Below are 11,667 nucleotides of genomic sequence, written 5' to 3' on the forward strand. Positions count from 1 at the left end.
CCTCGCGCCCGTTGAGGAGACCGCGCTCAAAGCGAACCTCGTATCCGGGTCGGAACTTCCAGCCCCTCCCCCAATATTTCGCCGAAGGTGAGCGTGCCGCCGGCGACCTCGAAGATCGTCGCAAGCAGCCGGCGCGCGGCCTCTTCTATCGTCTCGGCTCCTTCCGCGACCGGGCTGGCGTCGAAATCGATCTGCTCGGGCAGCCGGCGCGCGGTCTCGCGTCGAGCCGTGATCTTGATCGTCGGCGCGAGCGCGCTCGCCGTGCTGTTGCCGGGCCCGGTGGTGAACAGCATGAGCTGAGCGCCGGCCGCGGTGAAGCCGGTCATCGATTCCGGCGAGAAGGATGGGCCGTCCATCAGGTAAAACCCGGTGGCGGGTGGTGGCTCGGCGACGGAGAGCACCCCGCCGATCGGGCAGTTGCCTGTCTTCGCCACGGCCCCGAGCGACTTCTCCTCGATCGTGCTCAGCCCGCCACGAATATTTTCCTCGCCGGGATTGTTGCCCGTGAGGCTGCGGCCCGACGCGCTGGCAAGGCTCTCCCTGCGCTCCACCGCCTGCAGGATTCTTTGCGCGATCGACGGATCGCGGGCGCGGCCGGCCAGGATATGCTCGGCGCCCAGCCACTCGACGGTCTCGCCGGCGATGACGGTCGCGCCACGCGACACGAGAAAGTCCACAGCGGCGCCGACCACCGGGTTGCTGATCAGCCCCGACGTCGCATCGGAATGACCGCATTCGACCCCGACGATCAGCTTTGTTCCCGGCAAGGTTTCGCGGCGGGCGCGAGAGGCTTCGCGCAGCAGCGCGACGCCTCGCCTGAGACCCTGCTCCAGGACCGAAAGCATGTCTTCCTCCTGTTCGGCGAAGGAGACGCTGGCGACCGGTTTGCCACCGGCAGAGATGCGGGCAGAAACCATCGCGGTCGTCGCGGCGTCGACCCCGACAACCAGCACCGCGCCCGCATTGGGATTGCGGCCAAGGCCGACGAGTTGATCAACGTGCAATCCGAGATCGGGTTCGACATGGCCCCTGCCGCTGCTCGTCGCCGCCAGCAGCGCGCCTTCTAGGCTGGCCGCGATCCGCTCGCTCACCCGCAGCGCAAGCCCATTGATGCATAGAATGAGCAGGTGATTGCGGATTCCGGCGCTTCCGTCGGCCCGCCTGAAGCCGCAGAAGGACGGCAGTTCGTCGATTTCCTCTTTTCCGGAGGCAAGTGGAGGCATCTGGCGTTTCCGAACTGTCGCTGCAGGGCGATCTCTTGGTAAATCTCATATTTGATCAAATGTTCCATTGGCAAGGGCAAAATTGACTTCTCATGGCGGTCATGCGAGCAATATTTGCTCAAATCTGGGTAACGGGGACATATGGCGCGAATACCCGACGTTCAAAAGTTGCTTCGTGACGACATCATCTCCGGAGCCATTCCGTTCGGTTCGCGGCTGAGGATCGACGAACTGGCGAGCCGCTACGGCGTGAGCCACATGCCGGTGCGCGAAGCCCTGCGCGCGCTGAGCGGCACCGGCCTGGTCGTGCTGGAGCCCAATCGCGGCGCCCGCGTCAGGACGGTGCACATGTCCTTCGTGGTGGACCTTTTCGACATTCGCAGCGCCATCGAGACCATGCTTGCGCGGCGCGCCAGCGAGCGCCGCACCGCCGAGCATCTGCGCGACCTGAAGGCGGCCGAGGAATTGCTGGAGGCACGGGTGGCAAGCGAGGACTTCCTCGCCGTGCCGCACGCCAACAACATCTTCCACGGTGTCATCAACGAGGCCGCCGGCAATCCCGGCGCGCTGTCGATGGTGGACCGCAATTGGCTGCTTGTTGCGGCGATCTGGCAGCGCTACGGCTACGACGAAGGGCGCTTCCACGGCGTCATCAACGATCACCGCCACATCATCCGTGCCATCGAGCGGCAGGACGCCGGTTCGGCCGCGGTTCTGATGGGGGCGCATATCGAGAAGGCCAAGCAAGACCTCCTGGACAGGATCGCCGTCGATCCCAAGCCGGACATCGGCCTGCAGTGACTGTCGCCACCACGTTCGACGTCGCCGCGAAGACGAGCGACATTCTGGGCGAATCGCCGACCAGGCATCCGCAAACCGGCGCGTTGTTCTGGGTCGACCTGCGCCGCCCTTGCCTGCACCGGCTGCAGCCGCGGAGCGGGAGCGTGACCTCATGGCCGATGCCGGACGTAATCGGCTCCGTCGTGCCGCGGGCCTCGGGCGGCGTGGTCGTCGCGCTCAGACACGGCCTTCATGCCTTCGATCCCGAGAATGGTCAGTTGAGCCGACTGGCAACGGTCGAATACGGGCCGCCGCAGCACCGGCTGAACGACATGAAATGCGACCCTGCCGGCGGCATCATCTGCGGCAGCATGTGGGACTACGGATTGCATCCATCGGGCGCGCTCTACCGGGTCGATGCGGCGGGGCATCCGACCCTGCTTCGTGAGCGGGTCGCGGTGCCAAACGCCCTCGCCTTCAGCCCGGACGGGCGCACGCTCTACTTCACCGACACAAGGAAAGGCGACATCCAGCGTGCGGATTTCGATCCGGTCGGCGGACGTATCGGCGAGTGGTCACTATTCGCCAGCGCCCAGGCGGCGCCGGGCCGGCCAGACGGGGCAACTGTCGACGCCGAAGGCTTCCTGTGGAATGCGCGCTACCAGGGCGGCGCTCTGGCCCGCTTCGCGCCCGATGGCACGCTGGACAGGCTGGTGCGCCTGCCGGTCAGCCAGCCGACCTCCTGCGCTTTCGGCGGCGAGGACCTGAGGACACTCTATGTGACCACCGCGACCCAGACGCTGAACGCCATGGAACGGGCCGAGCAGCCGCTGGCCGGGGCGCTTTTGGCGCTCGATGTCGGCGTGGCGGGCCTGCCGGAGCCGATGTTCGCCGGCTAGAGCCCAATCGTTTTATTGCCAGCCGAGGTGGCGCCCGCCCGTCGCCTGGAGGTCGATGCCGGTGATGAAACTGCCGGCATCGGAGCATAAAAGCAGCGCCGCCCCGGCCATCTCGCTCGCCTCGCCCGCCCGCCGCATCGGCGCCGAATTCTTCTGGATGTCCGCCCACTTCGCCGCATCCTGGCGCCGCCAGCGGTTGCGCTCGGTGATGACGAGGCCCGGCGACAGGTTGTTGATCGTCACGCCGTGCGGCGCGTAGTCCTTGGCGAGGTTGAATGACAGATTGTGCTGCGCGCTCTTCAGCGCGGCATAGACGGCAAGATCGGATTCGGGGCGGGTCTGGTTGATGCTGCCGATCGTCAGCACCCGGCCCCAACCATTGTCCTTCATGCCGGGCAGTGCTGCCTGCAACAGTTCGATCGTCGCCCTGAAATTGATCTGGATCTGGCGCTCGACCTGGTCGGCAGGCAGTTCGAGAAAAGGCGTCCGGTACTGGATGGAGGCGCAGACGACGAGCACGTCGACGCCGCCGAGCGCCCCGATCGCCTCCTCGACGCATCGCGTCGCCTCGCCGGGCTCGGCGAAATCGGCCTCGATCGCGACCCCGCGCCGGCCTCTTTCGCGAACCTCGCGCACTGCCTCTTCGGCCGCGTCGGGCTGGCCGAACGCGATATCGGCGGCGCCGGCCGAATGAATTGCGACATCGGCGCCGGCCTCCGCGAAAACCCTGACGATCTCGCGGCCGATGCTGACGCTGCCGCCGGTGACGAGCGCGCGCCGCCCGGCCATCGAGAAGCGGCGGGCTAGGAGCAGCGCATTTTGAGTGTCGATTTCGTCCTGCGGCATTCCGGTTCGTCCTCAAGCGATTTGATCATACCTGTCACCGACACGCCACAGGACCAGGCGAAATGTCAAGGATGGAGCATCTAAACTTTTCGTACTTTTGATCAAATTTATACCTGTTGAGCCTATGCGATATCCATCACCGGTCCCACCGCGCTGAATGGCTGCACCTGTCTCGGCGAGCCGCGCGGATATCGAAACCTGCCCCCGCTCTCCCGCCGCGACCGAAGGCACCAGGCGATCCAACTCGTCGGGAGAGTTCCCTGATTCCGCTTGCCGATCCGGTCATTCGCCGCTATGGGAGTCGCCATGAACATGCGTTCGAACAAGACCATTTGGTGGTGGGCTCGCTGACAGCGGCCTGTTCGTGCGTGCGCGCGTGAAAGTAGAGGGTGGCCGCAACGGAATGTCCGGGCGGCCATTTGTTTTTTAAAGCCATTCCCGGGTCCGTTGCCCAAAACGCTGATGGAGACGGCAATGACGACTAAAGTTCTGGGCAACGGGGCGGAGCGTTTCGTCACCGCGGGCGGCGTGACGATCACCCGCGAGCGCCACGACAGGCCCTATGAAGGCGCGATCGATGCCTATGTCGACGGCCTGAATTCTCGCCGCGGCGCGGTGTTTTCCTCCAACTACGAATATCCGGGCCGCTACACGCGGTGGGATACGGCCATCATCGATCCGCCGCTGGTGATCTCGGCGCGAGGGCGCACAATGCGCATCGAAGCGCTGAACAAGCGCGGCGAAGCGCTGTTGCCCGCGATCGGCAAGACGCTTGCCAGCTTGAGCGAAGTGACGATCTCCGAGACCTCGACGACGCTCATTCGTCTCGATGTGGCGAAACCCGGCCGCGTCTTCACCGAGGAGGAGCGCAGCCGCGTTCCGTCGGTGTTTACGGTGCTGCGCGCCATCACCGCGCTGTTCAAGACCGCCGAAGACGCCAATCTCGGCCTTTACGGCGCCTTCGGCTACGACCTGGCCTTCCAGTTCGATCCTGTCGACTACAAGCTCGAGCGCAGAGAAGGCCAGCGCGATCTCGTGCTGTTCCTGCCTGACGAGATCCTGGTCGTCGACCATTATTCGACCAAGGCATGGACCGACCGCTACGACTATTCGGGCGAGGGTTTTTCGACCGAGGGCCTGCCGCGCGACGCCCATACCGAGCCGTTCAAGACCGCAGACCGCATCCCGCCGCGCGGCGACCACGAGCCGGGCGAATACGCCAACCTGGTGCGGCGCGCCATGGAGAGCTTCAAGCGCGGCGACCTGTTCGAGGTCGTGCCTGGACAGATGTTCTACGAGCGCTGCGAGACCCAGCCTTCCGACATCTCGCGCAAGCTGAAGTCGATCAACCCGTCGCCCTATTCCTTCTTCATCAATCTCGGTGAAAACGAATATCTGATCGGCGCCTCGCCGGAGATGTTCGTGCGCGTCAACGGCCGCCGCGTCGAGACCTGCCCGATCTCGGGCACAATCAAGCGCGGCGACGACGCCATTTCCGACAGCGAGCAGATCCTGAAGCTGCTCAACTCGAAGAAGGATGAGTCCGAGCTCACCATGTGCTCGGACGTCGACCGCAACGACAAGTCGCGCGTCTGCGAGCCGGGCTCGGTGCGCGTCATCGGCCGCCGCCAGATCGAGATGTATTCGCGCCTGATCCACACCGTCGACCACATCGAGGGCCGGCTGCGCGAAGGCATGGACGCTTTCGACGCGTTTCTCTCGCATGCCTGGGCGGTCACCGTCACCGGCGCGCCGAAACTGTGGGCCATGCGCTTCATCGAGCAGAACGAGAAGAGCCCGCGCGCCTGGTATGGCGGGGCGATCGGCATGGTCAACTTCAACGGCGACATGAATACTGGACTGACCTTGCGCACCATCCGCATCAAGGACGGCATCGCCGAGGTGCGTGCCGGCGCCACGCTGCTCTTCGACAGCGTCCCCGAGGAAGAAGAAGCCGAAACCGAACTGAAGGCATCCGCCATGCTCTCCGCCATCCGCGACGCCAAATTAGGCAATGCCGCCGGCACCGAACGCACCACCGCGCGCGTCGGCGACGGCGTCAACATCCTGCTGGTCGACCATGAGGACAGTTTCGTCCACACCTTGGCCAACTACTTCCGGCAGACCGGCGCCAATGTTTCCACGGTGCGGTCGCCGGTGCCGGAAGAGGTCTTCGAGCGGCTCAAGCCCGATCTCGTCGTGCTGTCGCCCGGACCGGGCACGCCGAAGGATTTCGACTGCGCCGCCACCATCAGACGAGCGCGCAGCCGCGACCTGCCGATCTTCGGCGTCTGCCTCGGCCTGCAGGCATTGGCCGAGGCCTATGGCGGCGAGCTCAGGCAGTTGCACATCCCCATGCATGGCAAGCCGTCGCGCATCCGCGTTTCGAAGCCCGGCATCATCTTCTCAGGCCTGCCAAAGGAAGTGACCGTCGGCCGCTACCACTCGATCTTCGCCGACCCGGTGCGCCTGCCCGACGGTTTCGTGGTCACCGCCGAGACCGAGGACGGCATCATCATGGCTTTCGAGCACCGCAAGGAGCCGATCGCGGCGGTGCAGTTCCATCCGGAATCGATCATGACGCTCGGTCACAATGCCGGCATGCGCATCATCGAAAACATTGTCGCGCATCTGCCGCGCAAGGCCAAGGAAAAGGCCGCTTAGAAAAGATGGGGCAAACGCTGGACACGACAGCGGCCGCGGCGAAAGCCGCGACCCGGGAGAAGGTCGCCAGGCTTGCCTTCTGGTCGATCGTCGTCGCCTGCGTCGTGCTCGTTCTCAAGCTTGCCGCCTGGTACATCACCGGCTCCGTCGCGCTCTATTCCGACGCGCTGGAATCGATTGTCAACGTGATTGCCTCGGCCGCCGCCTTCTGGGCGATCCAGGTCAGCTACAAGCCCGCCGATCAGGACCATCCTTTCGGCCACCACAAGGCCGAGTATCTTTCAGCGGTGCTGGAAGGCGTGCTGATCGTCGTCGCGGCGCTGCTGATCCTCAACGAGGTCTGGCGGTCCTGGCAGCATCCGGCCCCGCTCGAACAGCCATGGGAAGGCCTTGCGGTCAACGGCGTGGCGACGGTGATCAATGCAGCCTGGGCCTGGACGCTGATCCGCACCGGCCGGAACGCGAAGTCGCCGGCTCTCGTCGCCGACGGCCAGCACATCATGACCGATGTGGTGACATCCGTCGGCGTGTTCGGCGGTCTCGTCGGTGCCGTGCTCACCGGCTGGCAGATCCTCGACCCGGCGCTGGCCGTCATCGTCGCGCTCAACATCCTGTGGCAGGGCTGGCATGTCATCGGCTCCTCGATGAGCGGGCTGATGGACCGCGCCGTCGACAACCACGAGCACATGCAGATCCGCAGCATCATATCGGCCAATTCGAAGGGCGCGCTCGAGGTGCATGATCTGAAGACGCGCATTGCCGGGCGCGCCACCTTCATCGAGTTCCATCTCGTGGTCGACGCCGAGATGACCGTCGGCGCCAGCCATGTCATCTGCGACCGCATCGAGGATGCGCTGAAGGCCGAGATCCCCTCGGTGCGCGTCACCATCCATGTCGAGCCGGACGACGAGGCGAAGCTGCCGAAAGGCACCGCCGCGGTGCCTTTCGCTTGACGGTGCTATAGCACGGCAGACTTTGGAGATTGGCCGGAGCCTCTCAATTTCGTTATTCTAGAGCGGAGCAGGAGCGAAGCTCCGTGGCGAAGACCCTGGAATCCATGCCGTTACCTTCGCCAAGGCGTGCAACGGAGCAGAATTCTGCACCGTGGCAGCGCTTCCAAGTCACGGCATGGATTCTATGGTCTGCGCCGCGTCGCTTCGCTCCTTGCTCCGCCATAGAATGACGAAGCGCTGGTTACGGCGTGCAGGCCGACTGCGGCATCGGCTCCAGCCGATAGACCTTGTCGTCGGACCTGGTCTTGCCGTTCGCCGCCTTCGAACAAAGATCGACAATTGCCACCGCATTGTTGGGGTTGGCGACCATCATCGTGCCATTGGCGCCGCGCTTTAGGAAGATTTCCTTCTGCGAGATGTCGCAGGAAAAGTCGCTCATCTTCGAGCTGGCCGAGCAACGCCACTGGTCGGCCTCGCCCTGGCAGGAATAGGTCTGCGTGACCTTTTTCCCTTTCTGCCTCGTCGTCACCGAAACGGCGATATCGGCGCCGTCGGGCCAGTTCGCGGCATCGCCGCCGCCGGCAAAGGAGGCGAGCTCGACAGGTCCGCGGAAAACACGGATCGATTGCGTCAGTTGGTTGGGATGCGACTTCAGATGCGCATCGTCGTAGTCGCGCCCGAAGCAGAAGGGCTGATCGGACTTGAGCCGCACGCGCAGCGGGTCGCCAAGAGCCGGGTCGATCGGATCGATGCGCGCGAACTCCGCCTTGCAGCTGTCGGCCGGCATCGGATCCAGCTTGAAATTATCGTCCCCGCTGCCCAGCGCCTGCTTGTTGTATTCCGCCTTGCCGAGCTGTTCTTCCGAATCCGGGTCGAGATAGACGTCTTGCGACAGGCCGGATAGAAGCAGCTTTCCCTTGTCGTCGACTTTCAGCGAAGCCAGCGTGCGGTCGCAATCCATGCCGCAGCGGATGCCGCTCGCCTTGTCGCTCGGATCTTCCTTGTTGCACCAGCTGCTTGCCCATTCCGGCTTCTTGGCGCCACGCACCGTGGTGGTGAGGAAGCCGTTATAGGAAGTATCTTGGTTGGCGGGGGGTTCTTCGTTCGGCCGGCTGACCGGGTCATGGCCGTAGAGGAAGAAGATGCGCGCCACTTTCTGATGCGGATGCGCCTTGAGATGGGCGGCGTCGTAGACGCGGCCGAAGCATGCGTCGGCGCCGGTTGGGCTGAGCTCGAGAAGTTTGGGCGGCTGTTCGGCACGCGCGGCACCGGCAAAAGCAGCAAGGGCGGCGCAAAGCACCGCCGCCATGGTCCTCGCCACCACGGTCCTCGATGTCATGTGATCCTCCTCCCACCGACAGGACTTGGATATGCTAGTCTAGGAGTGCCGCCTGGGCCATGCAAAATCGCCAGGGGCGGGCGAACGGAGGATACGATGCTGCGCCGTGACATCTTTCGCGCCGGTCTTGCGGGCGCCGCGGGCCTTTTCGGCCTGAGCCGGGCAAATGCGGCAACACCTGAGGGGCGGCTGAAAGTCGCCTATCACCTCAGCGACGCCGACAAGGTCAACTTCGTCCTCGGCAACATCAAGAACCATTATGAAGGCACCGGCGGCAATGTCGATATCGTGCTTGTGGTGCATGGTCCGGCTCTGGCCGCCTTCAAGTCCAAGGGCGCTTCCGGCGCTGTTTCCAGCCGCTTCGCCGGCCTTGTCCAGCAGGGACTCGTCCCGCAAGCCTGCGGCAACACCTTGCACGGCATGGACATCACGCTGACCGACCTGCTGGCGGGCTTCGAGCTTGCCGAGAAGGGCGGCGTCGTGAAGCTCGCCGAGCTGCAGCACCAGGGCTATGTCTATCTCAGGCCCTGAATGCGCCCACACTGAACGCCAACACTTGAAGGCCAGGCCGGCAATGGCCTACGAAGGATGACAACCCGGAGGCCAGCCGACATGACGACACTTGCCATCCCCGATCTCGCCGGCAAGGCGGTGCTGGTCACCGGCGCTTCGACCGGGATCGGTGCGGCGCTTGCCCGTGCTTACGCGGCGCAGAAATGCCGCGTCGCGCTGCATTACAACGCGAGCCGCGCGCCCGCCGAAACCGTGGCCGGATCCATCCGCGACGATGGCGGCGAGGTGTTTCTGGTCCAGGGCGATTTTTCGATACCTGCCGATGTCGAACGTGTCGTCGAGGAGAGCGCAAACCATTTTGGCCGGCTCGACGGCCTGGTCAACAATGCCGGCGGCATGCTCGGCCGCGTCGCCTATGCCGACCAGGACGAGGCGCAGTACGACGCGGTTATGGATCTCAATGCGCGCTCTGTCCTGACCGCCTCGCGCAAGGCGATACCGTGGCTGAAGCGTCAAGGCGGCTTCATCATCAACACAACCTCGATTGCCGCCCGCAACGGTGCCGGCGGCGGCGCCGGCCTCTACGGGTCGTCCAAGGCCTTCGTTTCCAACGTGACGCGCGGCATGGCCAAGGAGTTGATCGGCTTCGGCATCCGCGTCAACGCCGTGGCGCCGGGCACGATCCTGACGCCCTTCCACGAACGTTATTCGAGCGCCGAGCAGATCAAGGCCATGGTCGCCACCATACCGCAGGGCCGCGCCGGAACGCCTGAGGATTGCGTCGGCGCCTATCTGTTCCTGTCGTCCGGCCTGTTGAGCGGCTACATCATCGGCCAGGTGATCGAGGTCAATGGTGGCCAGTTGATGCCGTGAGCGGTCGACTGCATACTCGATGCAGCGTGCAACCTGGAGGGAGAGCAAAGGCATGTTCGGACTGATCGGCAAGATGCGGGCGGCGCGCGGCCAGCGCGATGCGGTCATGGACGTGCTGCGCGAAAGCACCGGCGCCCTCCCCGGTTGCCTGAGCTACATCATCGCCATCGATCCGGTCGACGCCGACGCGATCTGGGTCACCGAAGTGTGGACGGATCAGGCGAGCCACAAGGCCTCGCTGCAACTGCCGGAAGTCCAGGCCGCGATCGCCAAGGCGCGTCCCTTCATCGCCGGCTTCGAATTCCAGATCGAGACCCGCCCCGTCGGCGGCTTCGGACTTCCGGCACCGGAAAAGGCCGGGTGACACTAGGAGGCGAGGCTCTGTCCTATCCGCAGCATCATCCTTGCAACACGCCAAGAGATGAACTAAGTCTATTGAACTAAGTTCGATCGGAGCTTTGCGATGCAGACGGTAAACATCCACAATGCGAAGACCAATCTTTCCCGCCTTGTCGACCAAGCCGCCAAAGGTGAGCCATTCATCATCGCCAAGGCAGGCAAGCCTTTGGTCAAAGTCGTGCCAATCGATCAACCGGACACCGCACAGGTGCGGCGAGTCGGTTTCATGGCAGGTCAGTTTTCCGTCCCCGATGACTTCGACCGCATGGGTGGCGACGAGATCGAACAGTTGTTCGGTGTTAGACCGTGAAGCTACTACTCGACACCCACCTACTGCTATGGGCCGCCGGCGAGCCGGACCGGCTACCGCTTGCGGCTCTGGCTGAGATTGAGGATCCGTCGAACGAGTTGCTGTTCAGCCCTGCCAGCCTTTGGGAAGTGGCAATCAAGCGAGGGCTCGGCAGGGACGACTTCACCGTCGATCCGCGCCTGCTCAGGCGAGCCCTTCTGGACAACAGCTATAGCGAACTGCCTATCACAAGCGAGCACGCCGTCGCCATCGACGGCCTTCCGGCGATCCACAAGGACCCGTTCGATCGGATGCTTGTTGCTCAGGCAACCGTAGAAGGCATTACTTTGCTCACGGTGGACGATATGGTCGTCCGCTACCCTGGTCCTATCAGAAGACTTTGACTGGACCGTCTCCGTCCTGGAGCCGGTCCTCGGGATGACGCGAGGGTTCGCATTCGCCCGCGCTCCGCCTAAGAACCGAACATGGACTCTCAGCCAGAGCGACCGCCCCCGGACCAGGAGCCGATCGAGCGCATGGTGCGCCTGCGCCCGCCGCAGCTGTGGCTGGCGCTGCTAGTGTCTTCCTCGTTCTTCGCCGGCGCGCTGGAGGTCGCCGCCCTGCCAGCGGCCCTGCTGATCGGCCGATGCTTGCCGCGATCCTGGCCGGCACCAACGGCGCCACTGTGCGCGTGCCGCGCCCGCTGTTCGGCGCGGCCCAGGCGATCGTGGGCTGCCTGGTCGCCAACTCGATCTCCGCCGACATCTTTCCGGTGTTCTATGCCGAATGGCCGCTTTTCCTCGCCGTGGTGGTCGCGACAGTCGCCGCCTCCAGCCTGCTCGGCTGGCTGATCAGTCGCTGGCGCATCCTGCCGGACCGGCGGCGACGG

Annotated in this window: 12 protein-coding genes and 1 pseudogene; 10 read left to right on the top strand and 3 right to left on the bottom strand. The window is 64.4% G+C overall.

Annotated elements, in window-relative coordinates:
- Positions 1-26 precede the first annotated feature (26 nt).
- The gene (locus FJ956_RS02080; RefSeq protein ID WP_140676431.1) at positions 27-1,223 is read right to left on the bottom strand and encodes a UxaA family hydrolase; all 1,197 of its coding nucleotides are present in this window, start codon (positions 1,221-1,223) and stop codon (positions 27-29) included.
- A 168-nt stretch (positions 1,224-1,391) separates the two neighbouring features.
- Here FJ956_RS02080 and FJ956_RS02085 point away from each other — a divergent pair, with 168 nt between their 5' ends.
- Both FJ956_RS02085 and FJ956_RS02090 read left to right on the top strand, forming a co-directional pair.
- Positions 1,392-2,024 (top strand): GntR family transcriptional regulator, encoded by a 633-nt coding sequence (locus tag FJ956_RS02085; RefSeq protein ID WP_181170178.1) that lies wholly within the window; start codon positions 1,392-1,394, stop codon positions 2,022-2,024.
- A complete protein-coding gene (locus FJ956_RS02090) occupies positions 2,021-2,902 on the top strand; it encodes an SMP-30/gluconolactonase/LRE family protein (RefSeq protein ID WP_140676437.1) in 882 nt (293 codons plus the stop codon). The genes FJ956_RS02085 and FJ956_RS02090 overlap by 4 nt, the downstream gene beginning before the upstream one ends.
- A gap of 12 nt (positions 2,903-2,914) precedes the next feature.
- On the opposite strand, the gene FJ956_RS02095 is transcribed toward FJ956_RS02090, so the two are convergent.
- The gene (locus tag FJ956_RS02095; protein WP_140676440.1) at positions 2,915-3,748 is read right to left on the bottom strand and encodes an SDR family oxidoreductase; all 834 of its coding nucleotides are present in this window, start codon (positions 3,746-3,748) and stop codon (positions 2,915-2,917) included.
- 474 nt (positions 3,749-4,222) lie between these two features.
- Between FJ956_RS02095 and FJ956_RS02100 the strand changes: the two genes are divergently transcribed.
- Both FJ956_RS02100 and FJ956_RS02105 read left to right on the top strand, forming a co-directional pair.
- Entirely contained in the window at positions 4,223-6,412 is a 2,190-nt protein-coding gene (locus tag FJ956_RS02100) for an anthranilate synthase (RefSeq protein WP_140676443.1), read from the top strand.
- A gap of 5 nt (positions 6,413-6,417) precedes the next feature.
- Entirely contained in the window at positions 6,418-7,365 is a 948-nt protein-coding gene (locus FJ956_RS02105) for a cation diffusion facilitator family transporter (protein WP_140676446.1), read from the top strand.
- Positions 7,366-7,606: 241 nt separating this feature from the next.
- On the opposite strand, the gene FJ956_RS02110 is transcribed toward FJ956_RS02105, so the two are convergent.
- On the bottom strand, positions 7,607-8,704 hold the full coding sequence (locus FJ956_RS02110) for a hypothetical protein (protein ID WP_140676449.1): 1,098 nt from the start codon (positions 8,702-8,704) through the stop codon (positions 7,607-7,609).
- A 96-nt stretch (positions 8,705-8,800) separates the two neighbouring features.
- Here FJ956_RS02110 and FJ956_RS02115 point away from each other — a divergent pair, with 96 nt between their 5' ends.
- The 6 genes and pseudogenes from FJ956_RS02115 to FJ956_RS02140 form a co-directional block, all read left to right on the top strand.
- The gene (locus FJ956_RS02115) at positions 8,801-9,235 is read left to right on the top strand and encodes a DsrE family protein (RefSeq protein ID WP_140676453.1); all 435 of its coding nucleotides are present in this window, start codon (positions 8,801-8,803) and stop codon (positions 9,233-9,235) included.
- A gap of 81 nt (positions 9,236-9,316) precedes the next feature.
- A complete protein-coding gene (locus tag FJ956_RS02120) occupies positions 9,317-10,090 on the top strand; it encodes an SDR family oxidoreductase (protein ID WP_181170179.1) in 774 nt (257 codons plus the stop codon).
- Positions 10,091-10,142: 52 nt separating this feature from the next.
- Positions 10,143-10,454, top strand: coding sequence for a putative quinol monooxygenase (locus FJ956_RS02125; RefSeq protein ID WP_140676459.1), 312 nt, complete (start codon positions 10,143-10,145; stop codon positions 10,452-10,454).
- 99 nt (positions 10,455-10,553) lie between these two features.
- Positions 10,554-10,799 (top strand): type II toxin-antitoxin system prevent-host-death family antitoxin, encoded by a 246-nt coding sequence (locus FJ956_RS02130; RefSeq protein ID WP_140676462.1) that lies wholly within the window; start codon positions 10,554-10,556, stop codon positions 10,797-10,799.
- Complete coding sequence (locus FJ956_RS02135; protein ID WP_140676465.1) at positions 10,796-11,182, top strand: type II toxin-antitoxin system VapC family toxin; 387 nt, start codon at positions 10,796-10,798, stop codon at positions 11,180-11,182. The genes FJ956_RS02130 and FJ956_RS02135 overlap by 4 nt, the downstream gene beginning before the upstream one ends.
- A gap of 81 nt (positions 11,183-11,263) precedes the next feature.
- Positions 11,264-11,652: pseudogene (locus tag FJ956_RS02140) on the top strand (AbrB family transcriptional regulator); the annotation flags it as partial.
- Between the last annotated feature and the right edge of the window lie 15 nt (positions 11,653-11,667).

Origin of the sequence: Mesorhizobium sp. B2-4-3 (assembly GCF_006442815.1) — a bacterium.
Lineage (GTDB): Bacteria > Pseudomonadota > Alphaproteobacteria > Rhizobiales > Rhizobiaceae > Mesorhizobium.